The sequence below is a fragment of the Blautia wexlerae genome (assembly GCF_013300825.1).
Lineage (GTDB): Bacteria > Bacillota > Clostridia > Lachnospirales > Lachnospiraceae > Blautia_A > Blautia_A wexlerae_B.
Genome location: NZ_JAAIMY010000006.1, coordinates 95178 through 116376 on the forward strand (window position 1 = coordinate 95178; position 21199 = coordinate 116376).

Sequence of the window (21199 nt, forward strand, 5' to 3'; positions counted from 1 at the left end):
ACAGATTATATGCAAAGAATCCTTAACTATATTATCTCCAAAAATACAGCTCCGGTCACGATTCTGGACTTTCTAAAAAAAGAGGGATTTTCCCGCCACATATTAAGTTCAATGAAGAACACCCCCAACGCCATCATCCTCAATGGCGAACGTGGTTTCGGACGATCAGTGCTTAAACCGCAGGATCATCTGATCATCACTGTTCCTGAAACTGAATCTGGCGAAAATATTATCCGTACAAAGATGGATCTGGATATCCTTTATGAGGACGAAGATATTCTTGTGATAAACAAGCCTGCAGATATGCCTGTACACCCTTCTGCGGGAAATTATGAAAATACTCTGGCAAATGGAATCGCCTGGTATTTTGCAGAAAAAGGAGAGGATTTTGTTTACCGCTGTATCAACCGGCTGGACCGGGATACCACCGGTACTCTGATCCTTGCCAAAAATCCCCTCAGCGCAGCGATTCTGTCAGTTCAGATGAAAAAGCGTCAGATTCTCAGGACTTATCTCGCACTTGTAGACGGACTTCTTCCTGACTCCGGAACGATCAACGCTCCTATCGCACGAATGGAAGGCTCCGTGATCACCAGGGAAGTAAATTTCGAAACCGGGGAGTCTGCAATAACTCATTATGAACGGCTGGCGGCAGGAAAAGAATATTCTCTGGCCGAACTTCATCTGGAAACAGGGCGCACACACCAGATACGTGTGCATATGAAATATATCGGGCATCCTCTGCCCGGAGATTATTTATATAATCCTGATTACCGTCGGATAAACCGTCAGCCCCTTCATTCTTATCAGTTGGAGTTTACTCATCCTATAACCGGAAAGGTCATGCTTTTTACTGCTCCGCTTCCTATTGATTTTATTTCTGCCTTTTATAGCAATTCTCTAAAATAATGCATTTATAGCAATCCCATAAATTACTGCAAACAAAACAGTTCATCAGTTTTTTGTCTGATGAACTGTTTTGATATGAATGCATATACATTCTTATTTATTTTTCTCATAAATGATCAAAAGACCTCTCAGAAGAAGTTCCTCGTCCAGAATGATTTCTCTCTTACAATGAGGAACGATTTTCTTTGCCAGACCACCGGTTGCCACTACAGTTGCCTTCTCCCCCAGTTCCTCTTCGATCCTGTCAATGATTCCATCCAAAGCTGCTGCATTGCTGTAAAGAACCCCACTCTTCATACATTCGATCGTGTTTTTCCCAATCACATGTCTTGGCGCATCAATACTGATTCCGCTGAGCTGGGAGGCCCTCGCAGTAAGTGCATCCAGGGAAACCCCTACACCCGGAAGAATCATTCCGCCTACATACTGCTTCTTACTGTTGACAACAGACGCTGTGGTTGCAGTTCCCATATCAATAAGGATTAACGGCACCGGATAACCGGCAATTCCTGCCACCGCATCAGCAACCTGATCTGCACCAAGCTGTCCCGGATTATCCATCATAATATTCAGTCCTGTCTTTACACCGGGTCCGAGAACAATTGCATTTTTCTTAAGAATTTTCTCTGCGGCAAGTTTCACAATATTTGTGATCTGCGGCACTACAGAAGAAATAATACAGCCCTCAATCTCTGTTTTTTTGATATGATAGATATCAAGAACATTCTTTAAATCCACCGCATATTCCAGTTCCGTCTTTGTACGGTTAGTAGAAAGGCGTTCTATAAAATATGTTTTCAGGTCATCAATACATCCAACTACAATGTTGGTGTTTCCAACGTCAATTGCTAAAATCATAATTATTTATCTCCAATTTCTTAATCGTCCTGTTCCCTCAACAGACAGAGTCCTGCATCAGCGAAAGGATTTTATCCAGGATCCTAAAAGCTGCGTCTTCTTTACTCATAAGCGGAAGAGAGATTTCCTCATCCTGTGTGATCAATGTCAGTACATTGGTATCTCCCTGAAATCCGGCACCCTCCACTTTCACATTGTTAGCAGCCACCATATCCAGATTTTTCTTTGCCAGCTTGGCTCTGGAATTGTCGATCACATTCTGTGTCTCCATGGAAAATCCACAGAGAAACTGTCCGGCCTGTTTGTGTTCCCCAAGAAACTTCAGGATATCATCTGTTCTTTCCAGTTCTATGGACATCTGTCCGTCACTTTTCTTAACTTTTTCTTCACTGATCCTGGCAGGGCGGTAATCTGCCACAGCAGCAGCTTTAATAATGATGTCCTGTTCGTTGCTGACAGAAGTTACGGCTTCATACATGTCCCTTGCAGTCACAACAGGTACCAGCTTTACAAACATGGGAGGTTCAATTGAAGTACGTCCTCTGACCAGCGTGACATCTGCACCGCGGAGCATGGCAGCTTTCGCAATGGCATAACCCATTTTTCCTGAAGAATGATTGGTAAGATAACGGACAGGATCGACAGATTCCTGTGTGGGACCTGCAGTTACAAGGATTTTCTTTCCTTTCAGATCTTTCTCACAGGCAGCTTCGCGCTCAATATAGGCAAGTAATGTCTCAGGTTCCGGCATTTTTCCCGCTCCTGTGTCGCCACATGCCAGATATCCGCATGCCGGAGCGATCACTTCATATCCGTAATGCTCCAGAATCTTTAAATTATCCTGCACTACAGGATTCTCAAACATATTGGTATTCATGGCCGGGGAAATGAATTTCTTACATTTGCATGCCATGATCGTGGTAGTAAGCATGTCATCTGCAATCCCATGTGCCAGTTTACCGATTACATTGGCACTTGCCGGTGCAATCATCACTACATCTGCTTTCTTTGCAATCGATACATGCTCTACCTGAAACTGAAAATTCCGGTCAAAGGTATCCACCAGACATTTATTTCCTGTGAGAGTTTCAAAAGTGATCGGATTGATAAAATTCGTAGCGTTCTCTGTCATCAGCACATGAACATCTGCATGACGTTTCTTCAGCGCGCTTGCCAGATATGCAATCTTATACGCCGCAATGCTGCCCGTCACTCCCAGTAATACTGTTTTTCCTTCCAGTGTCATTTTCCTTTACCTCTTTCTCCGAACCATACTATTTCTGGCTGTTTCTACGTCTTTATACTTACATGTCAAAATCTATCATAATTCACCTTTGATAACAGGATTCTGACTTTTACAATTCTATTTATTATAGACTAATTATTATCAAAAATGCAATAAGTGATTTGTTTTATTTGCGAAACAATCAGGATAATAGAATCTTGCAGGTGAACACCAGCAAGATTACACTTAATCGTTGTTTATAAACATTTCCTGCATTATAATAGCAATCAGTCAGATATCCATAATTTACACTGGACTCTACCTGACTTAACTGACAGACCGGATTGCTATAATACACTGATATTAACGTATAAATCCGGTGTATGACTTTGTGGAGGAATATATGAAGAATTATCAGATCACGCAATGGTGTGCAGCTTTTATCAGACAGCAGGTACATGAAGGAGACTTCTGTATTGATGCTACAATGGGAAACGGAAATGATACGCTTCTGCTTTCGCAGCTATGTGGAGAATCAGGAAAGGTTCTTGCCTTTGATATTCAGGAGCAGGCACTGAATGCAACCCAAAAGAAACTGACCGCCGGACATGCTCCTGAAAATTACAGACTGCTTCTGGAATCTCATGCGAATATAGCAGAATATGCCGCACCAGACAGTGTAAGCTGCATTGTCTTTAATTTCGGCTATCTGCCCGGCGGAGATCATTCACTTGCAACCAGAGGAGAAACCAGCATTCAGGCACTGACTCAGGCTTTAGCCCTTCTGAAAAAAGGCGGAATGATTTCTCTTTGCATCTACAGTGGCGGCGATTCCGGATTTGAAGAGCGGGATCAGATTCTTGACTGGCTGAAAAATCTTGATTCCCATCAATACCTGGTAATCAAAAGCGATTACTACAACCGCCCCAACAATCCGCCAATCCCGGTACTTATAATTAAAAATTAATCCGTAATTGTTCCATACTTAACAAAACAGCAGGAAAGATTTTTTCATACCTTCCCTGCTGTTTTTGCTGTGCCTTTTCTTCAATTTCTATTTGTTCTCCGGGCACTATACTTCGATTTCTATTTTACTTAATCTGTAATGGTAATCTTCTCAATGACCGGCTGCTGATCTGATGTAATCGTTCCATTGTTGTCTGTTGGTTTTGCATCTTCGCAGATCTTATCAACAATATCCATACCTTCTGTCACATGGCCGAATCCTGCATAATCTCCGTCCAGGAATGTACTGTCTGCCTGAACAATAAAGAACTGTGAGCTTGCGCTGTCCGGATCACTGGCTCTTGCCATGGAAATAGTCCCTCTTGTGTGGGAAATATCATTGTCTACTCCATTGTTGCTGAACTCACCTTTAATATTCTCTTCAGATCCACCTGTTCCGTCTCCGTTGGGATCACCACCCTGGATCATGAATCCATCCATGATACGGTGAAATGTCAGTCCGTCATAGAAACCTTCCTGTGCGAGCTTCACGAAATTTGTCACTGTGATCGGTGCTGTATCTGCATCCAGTTCCACATCAATTGTACCATAATCCTTTACTTCGATCTCTGCGTGATGAGTTCCTGTCAGTTCTTTGGAAGTATCCAGAAGCACACTGGTACTACTGCTGTCTGAAGAATCTGTACTTTCAGAATCTGTATCAGCAGAATCATTTTCTTCATCAGAGCCATCAGAAAATCCGGCTTTTTCTGCCTCTTCTTCACTTGCTACATTATCACTGTCAGAAGAAGCGGCTTTTGTCTCTGTCTCTTCCTGAGAAGAAGTCTCCTCTTTCGCTGTTTCCTCTGTTTTTGTACTCTCTTCTGTTTTATCACTGCTGCCACATCCTGCCAGTAAACCTGCCGACATAGCTGTAACACAAAGTGCTGCCAGTAATTTTCTTTTCATTTTCCTTTACCTCCGAAATCATTTACAGTAATCTGATTATAACCTATCTCAAAAAAAAAACAACTCTTTTCACAAAATGTTCAGATTGTTACAGATTCCTGTGTTTACTTCCTTCGGATTGCCTGTTAAAATATATATGGCTGTTCAGCATGTTCAGTTCTGTATCTTCCCTTTTTGCGGTGAAACCGGAACAACAGACTGATGAACAGTCAGAATATACCTGCAAAAGAAAGCGAGGAATCCAAAATGGAAAAAATAACAAGTTTTACCATTGACCATATCAAATTACAGCCCGGAATTTATGTTTCACGTAAGGACCCGGTTGGCAACAGTGTGATCACTACCTTCGATATCCGTATGACTTCTCCTAATGAAGAGCCTGTAATGAATACCGCTGAGCTTCACACGATTGAGCATCTGGCAGCAACATTTCTGAGAAACCACAAAGAGTTCGGCCCTAAGATGATCTACTGGGGACCGATGGGATGCCGTACGGGCAATTATCTTCTTTTAAATGGAGATTATGAATCCAAAGATATCGTTCCGCTTATGATCGAGACTTTTGAATTTATCCGTGATTTTGAAGGCGAAGTTCCGGGAGCATCTGCAAAAGACTGCGGAAATTATCTGGATATGAATCTGCCTATGGCAAAATATCTGGCCGGAAAATTTCTGGATGAAGTTCTTTATGATATCAAGCCGGACAGACTTATTTATCCACAGTAACATTCTACAGTATTACAGCAATCCTCATAAACAACACACCGAAAAAGATTTCTATCGTATTTTTCAGACAAAAAAAGCAGAAGCTGACAGGTCATTATCCCCTGCAGCTTCTGCTTTTACTTATACATTTCTGTCAACATTTTTCCAAAAATGCCTTTATTGTACCTCTCATAGAAATATATTCAAAGAGGACTGATGCAAATTTTTATATCATCAGATTATTCTGCACTTTCATCATAAGACGTATCTGCTGATGTATCTGCTGCAGTCTCACCTGCGTCTGCTGCCGGAGCTGTTGTTGTCACAAAATCTCCACTTGCATAACATGTCTGACCATTATAATCCACACGAATCCATCCATTCTCGCATACACCAGTACTGTTCAGCTGAGTTCCTGATGCCACACTAGAAATCAGATCTGCATCTGCACTTGCATCAGAACGAAGATTTAATTCTGATGACGCATAATAAGTACCGGATTTCACTTCTACTTTCACACCACTGGCTGTCTGCTCTGCTGCCGATGTCGGTGTTGCTTCCGGCGTTGGTGTTGTCGCTGAAGCCTCAGGAGTAGGTGTGACTTCCGGTGTTGGTGTTACTTTAACGATCATAACGCTGGAATCAATAGTAGGATCAAATCCGCATCCCTGAGCAGCAAATGCAAGTCCCAGTACAAGAACCAGCCAAAGTGATTTCTTCATAAGTAGTTTCCTCCTTTATCAAACACGCTCTGTCCCCTCGTGTTTTCTGTGTTCGCTTTATGTATTAATATACACGATTCTTACAGATAATTCAAGTATGCGTTTTGTCCTGCTTTGTCTGCCTTCTTCTATTTGCGCGGAATTGCTGTAGGGTTACTGTTCACTCCGTTCTCAGTAACGTAGCCAAAATTCATTCCAGATTGCCTGTGGCAATGGAATTTTGGCTTGTATGTCTCGGGATTTTGGCATATTCATGCCAAAACACCTCGCGGGATAATGATATGTGAACAGTAACGCTGTAGGTTCTGTGTTTATCTACAACAATTCATAAAGGACTTCCACCTCGCCGCCACAGATCATTCCCAGATTCGCACCACCCTGATTAGACAGATTATACTTCCTGATTTCTCCATGCTGCGCTTCTGGTGCATATTTCAAAGCCTGAAATTCCACATTTCCGCCTCCGATGCTTCCATATGAATTCCCGTCTTTATCAATAAACATTTTACTTCCTGTCCCTCTTGGAGAAGAACCACTCTTGGATATGATCGTAATCATAATTCCCTGTTCTTTTTTCCTGACAGCATCCTCCACAACTCCATCAATATAAGAAACATCATACCTGTTCTTTTCCTGAACGATCTCCGCAGCAATACTTACAGCAATCTCTGCCGGCATATGTCCTCCAATCGGCAATCCAATCGGTGCATGGATACTGTTGAGCTGTTCTTCGCTGAAACCTGCTCCGAGTAGTTTTTCTCTGGTCAGCTTTACTTTATTTTTACTGCCGATCATTCCCAGATAATTATAAGGGCGTCTCAGTATCTGTCTGGCACAGGCACTGTCTCCGAGATGACCTCTTGTCACGATCACATAATAAGCATTTTCATAGGCCGGTATTTTGTCTGAAAGCTCATCATAACTGCCTTTGATCAGCCGATCAGCATCCGGAAATCTCTCTGAAGTCACAAAATCTTCTCTGTCATCCATAACAGTCACATGAAATCCCAGCATTTTTCCGATTTTTGCAACAGGCTGCGAAACATGTCCGCCTCCAAAAATGATAAGCTGCGGATTTTTCACATAAGTTTCCACAAAGAAATCTGTATCTCTCATATGAACAACTTTTGTCTCCTGGCACTCCGCCAGATCAGCTTCATATTTTTTCCAGAAATCTTCTGTATTTTTATCAGATAATACACAATGGTTTTCTTTTATCAGACATTTTTCTCCCTTATGATTACCGTTTAAAACCATTGCTGTTTTTACTTTTCCTGTTTCTTCCAAAATCTGGTAAATTTTTCTGTACATAACTCTCTCCTGTTTCGATATAAAATAAGGAATAAAATACCTTTTGACCATGACATCATTATATATTATAATTGACAGAAAAAGGGGAATTATTATGAAAAAAAACTTTTTTTTACACAGTCTGCCCTTCCGGCTGCTTGTCGGCGTAGCTTTGGGGATCTGTATCGGACTTCTTCTTAATATAGCAGATGAATCTGCCATTACGACTGCAGTACTGAATGTGGTTGTAACATCGAAGTATATTCTTGGTCAGCTGATCAGCTTTTCTGTTCCGCTGATCATCATTGGATTTATCGCACCATCTATTACCAGACTCGGAAACAATGCTTCCAGAATGTTAGGTGTTGCAGTCAGTATTGCTTATGCTTCCTCACTGGGAGCTGCTTTATTCTCTGCATTATCCGGATACCTGCTGATTCCACATTTGTCCTTCAGCTCCACTGCCAGTCATCTCAAAGCTTTGCCGGATGTAGTTTTTGAGCTTTCCATCCCACAGATAATGCCTGTCATGAGTGCACTTGTACTGTCCATTATGCTGGGACTTGCATCCGCATGGACAAAAGCCAGTCTGATTTCTTCTTTTCTTGAAGAATTCCAGAAGATCATACTGGCTATTGTATCAAGAGTCATTATTCCGATTCTTCCATACTTTATCGGACTGACTTTCTGTTCACTGGCATACGAAGGAACAATCACCAGACAGCTTCCTGTATTCCTTCAGGTAATCGTCATTGTTCTGATCGGACATTTTATCTGGATAGCTTTTCTGTATATACTTGCAGGAATTTATTCCAGAGAAAATCCTCTGAGAGTTGTGAAACATTATGGTCCTGCCTACCTCACAGCCATAGGTACCATGTCATCTGCTGCCACACTGCCAGTCGCCCTCCAATGCGCACACAGAGCAAAACCTCTCCGAAAGGATCTGGTAGATTTTGGTATTCCACTGTTTGCCAATATTCATCTCTGTGGTTCTGTCCTCACAGAAGTATTCTTCTGTATGGCAATCTCCAAAATTCTCTATGGTGCAGTTCCTGCGCCGGGGGCCATGGTTCTTTTCTGTGTCCTGCTTGGAATTTTTGCCATTGGTGCTCCGGGTGTACCGGGAGGCACTGTTATGGCATCTCTCGGTATTATCACCGGTATCCTGAAATTCGGCGATTCTGCTACAGCTCTGATGCTGACTATCTTTGCCCTTCAGGACAGTTTTGGGACAGCCTGTAACGTAACAGGCGATGGTGCCCTGACTCTGATTCTTACCGGATATGCCAGATACCACAATATCAGAGAACAGAAATTGCAATAAAAGTTTAAAATACCATCATATCTGTCTTTTTTCTCAGATATGATGGCCTTCATTTTCTTACGGACGAATCACCTTATCTGCACCTGTCATACGCTCTGCAATCGTATACATATCGGTAACTTTTCCAACCATCAGTTTCTCCATCAGTCCATAATGCTTCAGGCAGGTACCGCAGGTCAGGATTTCCACGCCCTCTTCTTCCATCTTTTTCAGATCTTCCAGACTTTCAGAGTCTTCTGTTGTAAGTTTTGCACCTCCATTATAGAAAAGGATTGTATCCGGATGTGTTTCCATCTGAGAAAGGGCATAGATAAATCCTTTAATCAAAATCTTTCCCAGTTCATCATCACCATTTCCCATAACATTTGAGGAGATTACTGCTACCGTCACTTTTTTATGCGGTGCTTCGCAGACAAATTCCTCTTCTTCCAAGGTACCACCTGTCTGTTCAGTCTGTACTGCCATCTTCACCTGATACTTTTTGTCTCCCAGTTTTTCAGATACAAACGTACAACCTGTTTTATTTGCAAGTCTGCTCAGATTATTCACTGCGGTTTCATTATCGATCAGAATTTCAATCTCATCACCGACTGCCGCATTATCAATAACCTTCTTTGTCATCACTACCGGAATCGGACACTGTTTTCCCATTGCATTTACTTCATGTTTCATTTTCTGTCACCTCTTGTTATTCTTTATATTCACTGCTTATTACTCTTCGCAATCTCCCCAGAGGACTTACCTGATTACGGCAATTCCATAAAATATATATTTTACATCTGATTCTTACCGCGTTTAATATATTTTCCTGTTTTCTCCAGAATTACTTTTCCATCCTGCACCACATGAGCTCCTCTTAAATATACGCTGTCAATATCTCCATGAAGCTTAAATCCCTCATATGGATTATTATCCGTATGATACAGATGTGTCTTTGCAGAGATAACGTTTTCCTTCTCAGGATCAAATACAACAATATCTGCATCACTTCCCTCACGTATCACGCCCTTATTGGGATACACTCCGTAAAGTTTAGCTGCATTCTCACTTAACAGACGGCACATCTGTTCCTGCGTGATTCTGCCTGTGCGTACACCGTATGTATAAAGCAGAGTTCCTCTCGTCTGTACTCCCGGCAGCCCTCCCGGAATCTTCGTGAAATCATCTTTACCAAGAGCTTTCTGCTCCATTGTAAAACTGCACTGGTCAGTTGCAACCGTCTGGATCTGATCATTCGCCAGTGCTTTCCACAGGCAGTCCTGATCTGCTTTCTTACGGATTGGAGGTGCACACACGTATTTGGCACCTTCAAAATCCGGTTTTGAATATACACTGTCATCCAGAAGCAGATACTGCGGACAGGTTTCCGCATATACCTTTTGTCCGTTCATTCTGGCACGCATCACTTCTTCAAATGCTTTCCGGTTGGTAAGATGTACTACCATTACAGGAGCATCTGCTGCATCTGCGATCACAAGAAGGCGGTGAACTGCCTCTGCCTCCATAATATCCGGACGCACCAACGGGTGATTCTCAGGTCCCAGACGTCCCTCGATTTTCGCTTCTGCGATCAACGCATTGATTGCCCCTGCATTCTCACAATGTACCCCTGCAAAACATCCGTATTCATTTAATTTCTTAATAATCTTATAAAGGTCACCGTCATCTACGATCATTGCCGGATAAGTCATGTAAAGCTTAAAACTGGTAATCCCTTCATTGATCATATCCTGTATTTCTCTCTGAGTTTCCTTATTCCATTCCACAATAGACATATGGAAAGAATAATCACAGGAACATTTCCCATCTGCTTTCTCATGCCACTTCTCAAGGCCTTCCTTCAGCGTATGGCCACCTTTATCCTGAGACGCATAATCGATTACCAGAGTTGTACCTCCTGCAATGGCAGCTCTTGTTCCTGTTTCAAAATCATCTGCCGTCACTGTTCCTGCCACTTCCAGGTCAAAATGTGTATGTCCGTCTATAAATCCCGGAAAAAGCAGCTTACCGTTTACATCAACTACCTGTGCATCCTCTGCTTCCAGATTCCGGCCTACTTTTACAATCTTCTCTCCATCTATAAGAACATCTTCTCTGACAGAGATATCCCCCGATACTACTGTACCATTCTTCAGTAAAGTTTTCACTGTTTCTGACACCCCTTTCTTTTATATTCATGTTTAAAATATACCACGATTCCTATATCACTTCAATGATTTATGATTATAATCACAAATTTTTTAAGGTATTCACATTTATTTTTTTTAGGCTCTTTTTATTTCCTTTTTTTTATGATAGAATATAAAAAATGTGCAGTTTCCATGTGTCTGCACTGAACGTTTTGACGGATAAATTCATCCGCTTTACTACATGCTCATAATCGAATGACTGTTACTGCTCAGACTATAGAAGCCCCGCCTGATTCGGTTATGATCCGTTTAAAAGTTATATTAATAGGAGGAAATCAAATGGGACGACTTACTGTGTTAAAACAAATCGCTGCTGATCTTGCTTCCCAGTTCGGACCTGACTGTGAAGTGGTAATCCATGATCTGAAAACTTCGGAGCCGGAACATTCCATCGTCTACATCGTAAATGGTCATGTTACAAACAGAGATATCGGAGACGGACCATCCAGTGCTGTTTTTGATGCGATCCGCAATCAGGAAAAAGGAGCTACCCCCGAAGACCATACCGGTTATCTGATGAAAACAGCAGACGGCAAGATTCTGAAGTGCAGCACTTCCTACATTCATGATGACGATGGTACCCTTCATTATGTTTTCGGAATCAATTATGACATTACCAAGCTTACTATGATCGAATCTGCCCTTCATTCTCTTGTCACTCCGGAAAATAAGGAAGAGAAGCCCAAAGAGATCACTCATAATGTCAATGATCTTCTTGAGCATCTGATCGAAGAATCTGTGGCTCTGGTAGGAAAACCTGTTCCTTTAATGAATAAAGAGGATAAGGTTACTGCTATTCAGTTCTTAAATGATGCAGGTGCTTTCCTTATTACCAAATCCGGCGATAAAGTTGCAAATTATTTCGGAATCTCCAAATATACATTGTACAGTTATATTGATGTAAATAAGTAAAACCAGAAAAGAATGATATAAAAACAGACCTGCATGGTACTTTTCCATCAGGTCTGTTTTTTCTTTTATGCGAACAGTAATCATATGGCATGAATGGTATGGAATGACTATGACTCCATTTCATGTGCCTGTTTGTAGATTTCACAGGCAGCATGATTCACACATCTGTCATGTGCACAATCCATAAATGTGAGGGTTCTTTTATCTCCTTCCATCGTATATTCGCAGCAGACAGTCTGCCCTCCATTACATGTTCTGCAAAATCCCGAAATAAACTCTTCTTCTATCTCCATTTTATCCCTCCTCAATTTTCCTTATGTCTCATTATCGTTCCGAGAAACAAAAATACAGGTAACAATATATTCGTTACTGTTCACAAATATTTTTATTTATTCGTCCGTTTTTTGTTGCATTTTACAACAAACAGATTTATAATCAGTATAACATAGAAATGTGCGGAAACACTATAACAAACATAAAATAATCGTAACTGTTCAGTACCTTCACAGTTACGAGTCAAAATCCATTAAAAATCGCCTTCGGCGATGGGATTTTGACTTGTATGTCTCGGGATTTTGGCATGTTCATGCCAAAACACCTCGCGGGATAGTAGACTGCTGAATAGTTACAAATAATCAAAAAAGAGGGAAAATGCCATGAACAGAGAACTTTATGATGAGGCAATACGCTCCGGTATCCTGTCACGCAAACTGATCGAACAGTTGATGGAAAGTATGAATTACAGCAGTATCTCTTTTATCAACTGGACTGTAGAGGTACTAAAGATTATTAAAACACGTCTGGAACGCGGAGATAAAATCACAGACGAAGTATCCGGAATTACTTATGATATAAAATCTTTCCGAAATTTTGTAAGCACCAATTTTTCTTCCTATATTACAAGTCAGGTCTTTGATGCTCCTGATAAGGCAGAGAAAGTATATTTTTCTCTGGAAGCCACCGAAGACGGACATGCCTACAATATGGTTATGGCAAGTTCATCAAAGAACAAAACATATAAGTGGATTTCCAGTCTCAGCGAACGCTTTTCATTAGTGGAGATGATCGCTACCGGAATTGTATATCTTAAAGATAACAGGACAGATACATATCAGCCATTTATTTCCGGAAATGGTAAGTACTGCAGATATGACGTAGAAAAAGGACAGATTGTCGAATTATAAAATGCTGAGATTGATTTGCATCTTGTTATATTATGCATAATCTTAAGAATTGCATAATACAGAACAAACAATAATCATTGAATCAGTACATACAAGAAAGAATCCTGCTTGCAGGATTCTCCGCCTGCGGCGGGTCGCTTCAGCGACATAATTCCTCTCCGTCGCAGTGCGATCCTGCCCGGAGGGCTTTTTTATGTTATAGGAACATTACGGAGTAATTTCCTATAACAAAAAAAACCCCTGCCATTCAGCAGGGGATTTTAATTTAATCATATTCAGATTAGTTGTTGATAAGTTTGTCTTCACCATTCCAGCTGTAAAGTTTACGGATTTCTTCGCCAACTTTCTCAGACTGATGCTCAGAAGCTTTCTTTCTCATAGCTTTGAAGTGAACCTGTGCACCTGCATCAGACATATCAAGTAAGAAGTCTTTTGCAAATGTACCATCCTGGATATCAGAAAGAATTTTCTTCATAGCTTTCTTTGTATCTTCTGTGATGATCTTAGGTCCTGTGATGTAGTCGCCATATTCAGCAGTATTGGAGATAGAATATCTCATTCCTGCGAATCCTGACTGATAGATCAGGTCTACGATCAGTTTCATTTCATGAATACATTCAAAGTATGCATTTCTTGGGTCATAACCAGCTTCAACAAGTGTTTCGAAACCAGCCTGCATAAGTGCGCAAACACCACCGCAAAGTACAGCCTGCTCACCAAAGAGGTCTGTCTCTGTCTCTACACGGAATGTAGTTTCAAGAAGACCAGCTCTTGCTCCGCCGATTCCAAGACCATATGCCAGTGCAAGATCCTGAGCTTTTCCTGTGTAATCCTGCTCTACAGCGATAAGACAAGGTGTTCCTTTTCCAGCCTGATACTCACTTCTTACTGTATGACCAGGTGCTTTAGGAGCGATCATTGTAACGTCAACATTCTTTGGTGGTTTGATGCATCCGAAATGGATATTGAAACCATGAGCAAACATTAACATGTTGCCTTCTTCAAGGTTTGGCTCGATGGATTCTTTGTAAAGTTTAGCCTGTAATTCATCATTGATAAGAATCATAATGATATCTGCCTGTTTAGCTGCTTCAGCTGCTGTATATACCTTAAAGCCCTGCTCTTCAGCTCTCTTCCAGGATTTGCTGCCTTCGTAAAGACCGATAATGACATCACATCCGGAATCCTTTAAGTTCAGAGCATGTGCATGTCCCTGGCTTCCGTATCCAATAATTGCAATTTTTTTACCATCCAGTAAGCTTAAATTACAATCTTCCTGATAAAAAATCTTGTTAGCCATTTTATTTTCCTCCTGCTAATCGTAAAAAAATTTATCGTTAAGGGATGCTCCCCTAGCAAACTATAATATGTACTGTTTCTGAGATATTCTTCCATTTCCTGCATTCCGAAAAGCCTTCCGGTCTTTCATCAGAAATAGGTTACATCCTGCGAACCTCTTGATAAACCGGTCATTCCTGTACGTGCAAGTTCGAGAATCTCGTAATCACCCATCAGCTCAAGAAATGCTTCCAATTTATTATGGTTGCCTGTCATCTCCAATATCATGGAATCCACACTTACGTCTGCAACTTTCGCATGGAAAACATCCGCTATGGAAATGAGTCCCTGTCTCTGCTCTGGTTTCGCAGCCACCTTGATCATCATTAATTCATGGCATACGCTGTTGTCCGGCTCCAGGATCTTAATATCTCTTACATCTACAAGCTTGGCAAGCTGATTCGTGATCTGCTCCAGAATCAGTTCATCCCCGCTGCACACAACGGTAATTCTGGAAAAACGCTCGTCCGCTGTTACACCTCCGGTAATGCTGTCGATGTTATAGCCTCTGCGGCTGAATAATCCAGATACTCTGGTTGTTACACCTGCAGTATTATCTACTAACAGGGATAATACTCTCTTCTGCATGTCCCACCTGCTTTCAACGTGTACATTTTCACCACGTTAATATAATAAATAGCTCGTATGGTTACCATTATATCAATAATCGTGATTTTGTCAATAAATTTTTCGCACAAAAACAAATGTCTTTCTGTGACAGCTTTTATAAAAACATCAAATTAACTGCCTATATCAGATATTTATTTCTGAACTCTTCGATCATTTTCGGTTTCAGATAAAATACGGTCTGGAAAAACTTTTCCATAGAACCATAAGTCTTTTTCACTGTTTCAAAAACAGCAGCCAGATACTCCTCTTTTACATTATATATAATTGGAAGCTTCTCGGTCATTTTCTCATCTGCCTCCGGCCAGGTCTGTACAAGTCTCTGCATATATACCAGTTTGGGCTCCATATAACGGTTTGTGCGCAGATAGTCTTCATATATCACATCTTCCTCCACCCCCAGCAGACTGAGCAGAAAAGCAGTCCCGATCCCTGTACGGTCCTTTCCAGTTCCGCAATGCCACAAAACAGCACCTTTTTCCTGCCTGAAAAGAATATCGATAAACTTCGCATACTGTTTCAACACCAGCTGATCCATGCATAAATTCCTGTACTGTCTGATCATATATTCTTCCATATCATCCGGGAGTCCTGCAAGCATTTTCACAAACTGTTCTCTGTTGCTGATAACCTGCACATCCTCATCCACAACCGGTACATGGTAGTATTCTACTTCTGCTATAATAGTATCCGGTTTACATTTTCTCTCTTCTGCCGAACGCAGGTCGATCACCGTCTTCAGATTGTATTCTTCTCTGAGTCTGTTCTTATCGCTCTCTGAAATGTGATAAAGTTCCCCGCTTCTCAGAAGCCTCCTCGGCAGGATGTGTCTGTCATCAGCTGTAACGATCGCACCCAGATCTCTGGTATTCGGCAGACTATGAAGAGATATCCTGCCGCCCTTCGGGAAACCTGTTGCCATATCCGGGTTTAATATCTTAAGAATGCGGATACACTCATGAATCTCTTTTTCTGTCATATCGAACTTGTATCTCTTCTTACGTCTGGTAACAATTACAAGATAATTTACACTCAGCTGTCTGTCATCACCTTCATCTGCTCCCTCTTTTCGCATATATGCCCATACAATGTCTTTACATGGAAGATTGTTTATCATCATATGTCTGGTAAAAACCAGAAATCCATCTTCTATTCTTATCTTTCCATACTTCATGATCCACCACTCCACTGTCTGCAATTTTATTACTGTTCACTCTGCTCTTAGAGCGTGTCTGAAAAATCATTCCCGCAATCTGCAAGGCATACTGAACAGCAACCACTTTTTTCAGAATAACACAGAAATCGGAATTTGACAATTCCTGTCAAACGTTTATAATCATGGTGTTATTGTGATATAGCAGTCACCTTATGAACCGTACTTTTTGTACAGAAATCATTTTTTTGAAAGGATTTATGAAAATGGAGAATCTTATTTTCTGTCTTAATGCTACAATCCCGATTTTTCTCACCCTGATGCTCGGGCTCTTTTTTCGGAAGATCGGACTCTTTGATGACACCTTTGTCAGCCGTCTGAATAAGTTCGTATTTAATGCAGCTCTGCCTGCGCTTTTGTTTCTGGATATTGCAAAGTCAGATTTCTACAGTGTATGGAATACGAAATTTGTATTGTTCTGCTTCTTTGTCACACTGATCAGTATCGGAATTTCCACAGGACTTTCCTATCTGCTGAAACCGCGAAATATCCAGGGCGAATTTATCCAGGCTTCTTACCGGAGCAGCGCTGCGATCCTTGGAATTGCAATTATCCAGAATCTTTACGGAAACGCAGGAATGGCACCGCTTATGATCATCGGAAGTGTGCCGCTTTATAATGTGATGGCAGTTATAACACTGTCACTGTTCGCTCCCGGCGGCGGTAAACTTGATACCGCAAAGCTTATCCGAACCCTGAAAGGAATCGCCACGAACCCTATTATCCTTGGTATCCTGACAGGTATGGTATGGTCGCTGCTTCATCTGCCAATGCCAACAATTCTGAATACTGCCGTAGATAATCTCGGAAAAACAGCGACTCCTCTTGGGCTGATGGCCATGGGTGGCGCACTGAAATTCGGCAAGGCATTCGCAAGGCCGAAACCACTGATCGCATGTAGCTTTCTGAAGCTTGTGGGATATGAAGCTGTATTTCTTCCACTGGCTGTGCTTCTGGGATTTTCCCATGACATGCTGGTTGCGATTATTATCATGCTTGGCTCTGCCACTACTGTAAGCTGTTATATCATGGCCAAAAACATGGATTATGACGGCGATTTTACTTCCGGTGTGGTTATGACTACCACTCTGTTAAGCTCCTTTACCATGACAATCTGGCTCTATATATGCAAAAGCCTGGGACTGATCTGAGCCCAGGCTTTTTATGTTTATATCAGCTTCAGATATTCCAGTCCGTTTCTGATTCCATAATGGAACATATCCTGTGTAATATGATCAGCCAGAGCTTTTATTTTCTCCGAACCATTTCCCATGGCAACCTTCACTGCCGCATATTCAAACATGGCGAGATCATTATTGCTGTCTCCAAACACGATCGTATCCTCCCATGGAATATCAAAGAGTCTGCACACTGCCGAGATCCCCACTGCCTTGTTAAAGCCCTTTGGGACAAGTTCAATGGTGGTTCCCGCAATCCCTGAACCACTCTCATGACGGATAATGTCATAATACTCACTCAGTTCCCTGCAGGCAGCTTCTGCATCACAGCCTTTTATCATCTTTGCACTGATCTTATTAATGCGCATACAGTCTTCATTTTCCCTGATGGGACGCCATTTAGGTCCTAAAGATTCTGTGATCAGATCCGTATACCAGTTCACATCTGTATTATATTCATCCTTATCATAATACATGAAATCTGCACCTTCCATAACCGGGACCAGACCATATCTGCGCAGGATTTCCACTGACTTTTTTGCAACTTCCGGGGGCATCTCTTTATTAAAAAGACGTTCTCCATCCTTTTCAATGGTAGCCCCGCAGGCACTAATCATACCGGTAAACGGAAGCTCTTCCAGATACCGGGAAACAAAGGCCCTGCTCCTGCCTGTGCAAAGCCATGCGTCATGACCGTTTTCTCTTAATTTCTTCAATGCCTCCTTTGTGCTCTGGGGTACACCCTTTTCCATATCGCAGAGTGTTCCGTCTGCATCAAAAAACACTGCTTTTCTGTTCACTTTCTTATCTCCTGATTTTTATGTTTACGTTTATCTGCCAGTGTGCCGACAAGCTATGCAAAAAATACTGTCGCTGCCTTAACCAGGCTCTCTGTATCTTTCGCACCTGTTGTTTCATATACAGAGTGCATGGCAAGCTGTGCCAGACCGATATCCACTGTTTTCACAGGAACCTGGGTATTGGAAATATTTCCCAGCGTGGATCCGCCTGCCATATCCGAACGGTTCACAAAGGTCTGGTACGGCACCTTTGCCCTGTCACAGATATCCTTGAAAATTGCAGCGGACACTCCGTCTGTACAATATTTCTGGTTTGCATTGTACTTGATCACGATTCCCCCGTTCAGCACCGGACGGTTTACCGGATCTGTCTTATCCGTATAGTTTGGATGGAGAGCATGGGCATTATCTGCAGAAATCATAAAACTGTCTGCAAGTGCCATATAGTATTCCTCCTGAGTGCGTCCCAGTCCCATATTGATCCGCATCAGAGTATCCTTCAGGAAAGCAGAAGCAGCCCCCTGTCTTGTACTGCTTCCCACTTCTTCATTATCCAGCACACAATGTACAGAAATGCTTTCTTCACGATTTCCCTGCAGGAATCCTTCCAGAGAAGAAAATGCACACTGCAGGTCATCCAGTCTGGGTGCAGAGACAAATTCCTCATTTACTCCCCACAGAGTACCCGGTGTTCTGTCATAAAGAAACAGATCATGTCCCAAAATATCTTCCGTCTTTACATCTGCGGCCTCAGCCACAGTTTCCATAAATCTGCCCTTTCCTTCCTTATCGCTGAAAAGAGGCAGCATATCTTTCTGCACATTATATTTATATCCGTCATTTACTTCCCTGTTCATATGAATGGCAAGATTAGGAATAACCAACAGATCTCTGTCCACAGTCACCATCTTCTCTCTGATTTTTCCATCCTGACGGACGATCAGCCTTCCTGCCACTGACAGAGGTCTGTCAAACCATGGAGACAGAATCATTCCACCGTAACGCTCCACATTCAGTTTGATATAAGCATTCTCCACCTCTATCTCAGGATTCTCCTTAATCTTAAGGGAAGGGGAATCACTGTGGCTTGCCATAATATGAAACTTCCACACAGGCTTCTGCGGAATGGAAAAAGCTATGATCGCAGAATGATTTCTGGTCACATAATAATTTCCGCCTTTTTTAAGCTTCCAGTGATCCTCCTCTTTCAATTCTTCAAAGCCTTCTTTGTCAAGCCTTTTGGTCATCTCCGTCACTGCCTGAAATGCAGTGGGGCTTTTCTCTATGAATTTCAGTAACTTCTTTGCTGTTTTTCTGTACATAGTTTGATTCTCCATTTAAATGATTGTGAAAATGATACCTGATTTATATTGTTTCTTATTATAATCAGTCTGTCCTGGTAATAAAAACAGCAGTCATTATTTCCATAAGAAATATGTGCTGCTGCTTTTATATCAGTCTTTAATGATCAGAGCCATAAAAATCAGATCTGTATTTCCTGTATTTGCAAGTGCATGTCCATGATTGTCCGGTGTGAATGTAATATCTCCGGCTTTTACCGGACGATAGGTACCGTTGTCATTGTATTCGCCCTGTCCCTGTAAAATATAATAGGTTTCACTTTCTCCATGATGTTCATGATATCCCAGTGAACATCCCGGCTCCAGGGTTACCTGTGCATACAGTCCACATTTACCGTTCAACTGCTCTGCGTCAAGGATTTCTTTGATAATTACGTGACCATTTCCACCTGCCATGTGTTCTTCGCGTCTGATTTTCATAATTTTTTGCCCTCCTGTAGGTGTTTTCTCTTTTATAGAATTTCCATTGAATATATCATAGCACTGTTTATAAAAAATGGCAAAGTAAATATCAATGGAACATTCAACAAAATATCGTTACTGGTTACTGTTCACTTTATTTTGCAGTATTTTCAGATTTGTTCAGAAGGCTGTCCAGAAGCTGCGAAATGGTCTGATTTAACACAGGATGTCGCAGATACGGAGCAATCTGATTCATTGGTACAAGAACGAAATCGCGGTTGTGCAGATCAATATGAGGAATATGAAGATCTGGCATATCAATAATTTCCTGATCATAAAACAGGATATCCAAATCCAGTGTCCTTGGTCCCCAGTGGATGATACGTTCCCTGTTTGCCGCCTGTTCTAACTGATGCAGTCGCACAAGCAATTCTCCAGGAGTAAGAAGTGTCCGCATTTTCAGAACTCCATTTAAAAATTCATCCTGATCAGTAACTCCGTAAGGTTCTGTAATAAGATAATCGGAAATTGCCTCTATACGGCATCCTTTTGTCTCTGCCAGACCACGGATCCCATTATCTATATACATCTTTTTATCACCCATATTAGAGCCAAAAGCAATGTAAGCAGTATGCCATTTCCGTGTAATTTCCACAGATACAGTTTTCAAAGGAAGACCAACCGGTGCCCAGGGCTTTTCGATCTTCAGAGTGATTTTTTCAAGTCCGGAAAGAGAGCAAAGAAGCATTTCTGCAAGATTCTCTGCAAGAGATTCCAGAAGTTTATAAGTATGTTTTCTGGTGAAATCAGTGATCATATGGCTGACTTCGCCATAGTTTATGGAAGCAGACAACTCATCGGTTAATCCCGCCAGACGTGTTCTGGTAAAAAGTGTAGCAGAAATAACAAACTTCTGTCCCAGAACATTTTCTTCGGGATATACACCATGGTTTGCAAAAACTTCCAACTCTTTAATTTCTATTTTATCTAATCTGGTCTCATCCATAACAGCAAATCCTTTCTGTATGTTATTTATATTTACCAT

Annotated in this window: 22 protein-coding genes; 7 read left to right on the forward strand and 15 right to left on the reverse strand. The window is 41.6% G+C overall.

Translation table 11 applies throughout. The annotated features are described in order from the left end of the window. The first annotated feature begins 9 nt into the window (after nt 1-9). Nucleotides 10-909: an RluA family pseudouridine synthase gene (locus G4417_RS05110; protein ID WP_173682827.1), complete on the forward strand. Its 900-nt coding sequence runs from the start codon at nt 10-12 to the stop codon at nt 907-909. Nucleotides 910-1002: 93 nt separating this feature from the next. Here the strand turns inward: G4417_RS05110 and G4417_RS05115 are convergent, their stop codons facing one another. Continuing rightward, the gene (locus G4417_RS05115; protein WP_025576961.1) at nt 1003-1767 is read right to left on the reverse strand and encodes a type III pantothenate kinase; all 765 of its coding nucleotides are present in this window, start codon (nt 1765-1767) and stop codon (nt 1003-1005) included. Between the two features lie 37 nt (nt 1768-1804). Further along, nucleotides 1805-3013: a bifunctional phosphopantothenoylcysteine decarboxylase/phosphopantothenate--cysteine ligase CoaBC gene (gene coaBC, locus G4417_RS05120; RefSeq protein WP_173682826.1), complete on the reverse strand. Its 1209-nt coding sequence runs from the start codon at nt 3011-3013 to the stop codon at nt 1805-1807. A gap of 370 nt (nt 3014-3383) precedes the next feature. Here coaBC and G4417_RS05125 point away from each other — a divergent pair, with 370 nt between their 5' ends. Beyond that, entirely contained in the window at nt 3384-3959 is a 576-nt protein-coding gene (locus G4417_RS05125) for a class I SAM-dependent methyltransferase (protein WP_330598694.1), read from the forward strand. A 128-nt stretch (nt 3960-4087) separates the two neighbouring features. Here G4417_RS05125 and G4417_RS05130 read toward each other — a convergent pair whose 3' ends face one another. Next, nucleotides 4088-4906: a peptidylprolyl isomerase gene (locus tag G4417_RS05130; RefSeq protein WP_173682824.1), complete on the reverse strand. Its 819-nt coding sequence runs from the start codon at nt 4904-4906 to the stop codon at nt 4088-4090. Between the two features lie 246 nt (nt 4907-5152). Here G4417_RS05130 and G4417_RS05135 point away from each other — a divergent pair, with 246 nt between their 5' ends. Then, nucleotides 5153-5632 (forward strand): S-ribosylhomocysteine lyase, encoded by a 480-nt coding sequence (locus G4417_RS05135; RefSeq protein WP_173682823.1) that lies wholly within the window; start codon nt 5153-5155, stop codon nt 5630-5632. A gap of 218 nt (nt 5633-5850) precedes the next feature. Here the strand turns inward: G4417_RS05135 and G4417_RS05140 are convergent, their stop codons facing one another. Continuing rightward, nucleotides 5851-6333, reverse strand: a complete 483-nt coding sequence (locus tag G4417_RS05140; protein ID WP_173682822.1) for an SH3 domain-containing protein — start codon at nt 6331-6333, stop codon at nt 5851-5853. A 315-nt stretch (nt 6334-6648) separates the two neighbouring features. Further along, nucleotides 6649-7644, reverse strand: a complete 996-nt coding sequence (locus G4417_RS05145; protein WP_173682821.1) for an XdhC family protein — start codon at nt 7642-7644, stop codon at nt 6649-6651. Between the two features lie 94 nt (nt 7645-7738). On the opposite strand from G4417_RS05145, the gene G4417_RS05150 reads away from it, so the two are divergent. Continuing rightward, a complete protein-coding gene (locus G4417_RS05150; RefSeq protein ID WP_173682820.1) occupies nt 7739-8950 on the forward strand; it encodes a dicarboxylate/amino acid:cation symporter in 1212 nt (403 codons plus the stop codon). A gap of 57 nt (nt 8951-9007) precedes the next feature. On the opposite strand, the gene yedF is transcribed toward G4417_RS05150, so the two are convergent. Continuing rightward, complete coding sequence (gene yedF, locus G4417_RS05155) at nt 9008-9622, reverse strand: sulfurtransferase-like selenium metabolism protein YedF (protein WP_118330244.1); 615 nt, start codon at nt 9620-9622, stop codon at nt 9008-9010. A 101-nt stretch (nt 9623-9723) separates the two neighbouring features. Then, nucleotides 9724-11097 (reverse strand): dihydropyrimidinase, encoded by a 1374-nt coding sequence (hydA, locus tag G4417_RS05160; RefSeq protein ID WP_173682819.1) that lies wholly within the window; start codon nt 11095-11097, stop codon nt 9724-9726. 321 nt (nt 11098-11418) lie between these two features. Between hydA and G4417_RS05165 the strand changes: the two genes are divergently transcribed. Further along, on the forward strand, nt 11419-12051 hold the full coding sequence (locus G4417_RS05165; RefSeq protein ID WP_173682818.1) for a helix-turn-helix transcriptional regulator: 633 nt from the start codon (nt 11419-11421) through the stop codon (nt 12049-12051). Between the two features lie 107 nt (nt 12052-12158). On the opposite strand, the gene G4417_RS05170 is transcribed toward G4417_RS05165, so the two are convergent. Next, nucleotides 12159-12344, reverse strand: a complete 186-nt coding sequence (locus G4417_RS05170) for a hypothetical protein (protein ID WP_173682817.1) — start codon at nt 12342-12344, stop codon at nt 12159-12161. A 363-nt stretch (nt 12345-12707) separates the two neighbouring features. Between G4417_RS05170 and G4417_RS05175 the strand changes: the two genes are divergently transcribed. Further along, on the forward strand, nt 12708-13235 hold the full coding sequence (locus G4417_RS05175; protein WP_173682816.1) for a hypothetical protein: 528 nt from the start codon (nt 12708-12710) through the stop codon (nt 13233-13235). A 280-nt stretch (nt 13236-13515) separates the two neighbouring features. Here G4417_RS05175 and ilvC read toward each other — a convergent pair whose 3' ends face one another. The 3 genes from ilvC to G4417_RS05190 form a co-directional block, all read right to left on the reverse strand. Continuing rightward, a complete protein-coding gene (gene ilvC, locus G4417_RS05180) occupies nt 13516-14535 on the reverse strand; it encodes a ketol-acid reductoisomerase (RefSeq protein ID WP_008704844.1) in 1020 nt (339 codons plus the stop codon). 128 nt (nt 14536-14663) lie between these two features. Beyond that, a complete protein-coding gene (gene ilvN, locus G4417_RS05185; protein ID WP_008704845.1) occupies nt 14664-15161 on the reverse strand; it encodes an acetolactate synthase small subunit in 498 nt (165 codons plus the stop codon). Between the two features lie 160 nt (nt 15162-15321). Next, a complete protein-coding gene (locus G4417_RS05190; RefSeq protein WP_020993720.1) occupies nt 15322-16374 on the reverse strand; it encodes a tyrosine-protein phosphatase in 1053 nt (350 codons plus the stop codon). Nucleotides 16375-16619: 245 nt separating this feature from the next. Between G4417_RS05190 and G4417_RS05195 the strand changes: the two genes are divergently transcribed. Then, on the forward strand, nt 16620-17564 hold the full coding sequence (locus G4417_RS05195) for an AEC family transporter (protein ID WP_020993719.1): 945 nt from the start codon (nt 16620-16622) through the stop codon (nt 17562-17564). 17 nt (nt 17565-17581) lie between these two features. Here G4417_RS05195 and G4417_RS05200 read toward each other — a convergent pair whose 3' ends face one another. The 4 genes from G4417_RS05200 to folK all read right to left on the reverse strand — a co-directional run bounded on the left by G4417_RS05200 (nt 17582) and on the right by folK (nt 21199). Beyond that, on the reverse strand, nt 17582-18391 hold the full coding sequence (locus tag G4417_RS05200; protein ID WP_173682815.1) for an HAD family hydrolase: 810 nt from the start codon (nt 18389-18391) through the stop codon (nt 17582-17584). A 53-nt stretch (nt 18392-18444) separates the two neighbouring features. After that, nucleotides 18445-19713 carry a M18 family aminopeptidase gene (locus G4417_RS05205; RefSeq protein ID WP_173682814.1) on the reverse strand — a complete coding sequence of 423 codons (1269 nt, stop codon included), beginning with the start codon at nt 19711-19713 and terminating at the stop codon, nt 18445-18447. 132 nt (nt 19714-19845) lie between these two features. Continuing rightward, nucleotides 19846-20172 (reverse strand): cupin domain-containing protein, encoded by a 327-nt coding sequence (locus G4417_RS05210; protein ID WP_119253521.1) that lies wholly within the window; start codon nt 20170-20172, stop codon nt 19846-19848. 136 nt (nt 20173-20308) lie between these two features. Beyond that, on the reverse strand, nt 20309-21199 hold the full coding sequence (gene folK, locus G4417_RS05215) for a 2-amino-4-hydroxy-6-hydroxymethyldihydropteridine diphosphokinase (RefSeq protein ID WP_242832781.1): 891 nt from the start codon (nt 21197-21199) through the stop codon (nt 20309-20311).

Coding starts and splice junctions, on each gene's coding strand:
- G4417_RS05110 (WP_173682827.1), top strand. CDS start 10: ATGCAAAGAATCCTTAACTATATTATCTCCAAAAATACAGCTCCGGTC.
- G4417_RS05115 (WP_025576961.1), bottom strand. CDS start 1,767: ATGATTTTAGCAATTGACGTTGGAAACACCAACATTGTAGTTGGATGT.
- coaBC (WP_173682826.1), bottom strand. CDS start 3,013: ATGACACTGGAAGGAAAAACAGTATTACTGGGAGTGACGGGCAGCATT.
- G4417_RS05130 (WP_173682824.1), bottom strand. CDS start 4,906: ATGAAAAGAAAATTACTGGCAGCACTTTGTGTTACAGCTATGTCGGCA.
- G4417_RS05135 (WP_173682823.1), top strand. CDS start 5,153: ATGGAAAAAATAACAAGTTTTACCATTGACCATATCAAATTACAGCCC.
- G4417_RS05140 (WP_173682822.1), bottom strand. CDS start 6,333: ATGAAGAAATCACTTTGGCTGGTTCTTGTACTGGGACTTGCATTTGCT.
- G4417_RS05145 (WP_173682821.1), bottom strand. CDS start 7,644: ATGTACAGAAAAATTTACCAGATTTTGGAAGAAACAGGAAAAGTAAAA.
- G4417_RS05150 (WP_173682820.1), top strand. CDS start 7,739: ATGAAAAAAAACTTTTTTTTACACAGTCTGCCCTTCCGGCTGCTTGTC.
- yedF (WP_118330244.1), bottom strand. CDS start 9,622: ATGAAACATGAAGTAAATGCAATGGGAAAACAGTGTCCGATTCCGGTA.
- G4417_RS05165 (WP_173682818.1), top strand. CDS start 11,419: ATGGGACGACTTACTGTGTTAAAACAAATCGCTGCTGATCTTGCTTCC.
- G4417_RS05170 (WP_173682817.1), bottom strand. CDS start 12,344: ATGGAGATAGAAGAAGAGTTTATTTCGGGATTTTGCAGAACATGTAAT.
- G4417_RS05175 (WP_173682816.1), top strand. CDS start 12,708: ATGAACAGAGAACTTTATGATGAGGCAATACGCTCCGGTATCCTGTCA.
- ilvC (WP_008704844.1), bottom strand. CDS start 14,535: ATGGCTAACAAGATTTTTTATCAGGAAGATTGTAATTTAAGCTTACTG.
- ilvN (WP_008704845.1), bottom strand. CDS start 15,161: ATGCAGAAGAGAGTATTATCCCTGTTAGTAGATAATACTGCAGGTGTA.
- G4417_RS05190 (WP_020993720.1), bottom strand. CDS start 16,374: ATGAAGTATGGAAAGATAAGAATAGAAGATGGATTTCTGGTTTTTACC.
- G4417_RS05195 (WP_020993719.1), top strand. CDS start 16,620: ATGGAGAATCTTATTTTCTGTCTTAATGCTACAATCCCGATTTTTCTC.
- G4417_RS05205 (WP_173682814.1), bottom strand. CDS start 19,713: ATGTACAGAAAAACAGCAAAGAAGTTACTGAAATTCATAGAGAAAAGC.
- G4417_RS05210 (WP_119253521.1), bottom strand. CDS start 20,172: ATGAAAATCAGACGCGAAGAACACATGGCAGGTGGAAATGGTCACGTA.
- folK (WP_242832781.1), bottom strand. CDS start 21,199: ATGGTAAATATAAATAACATACAGAAAGGATTTGCTGTTATGGATGAG.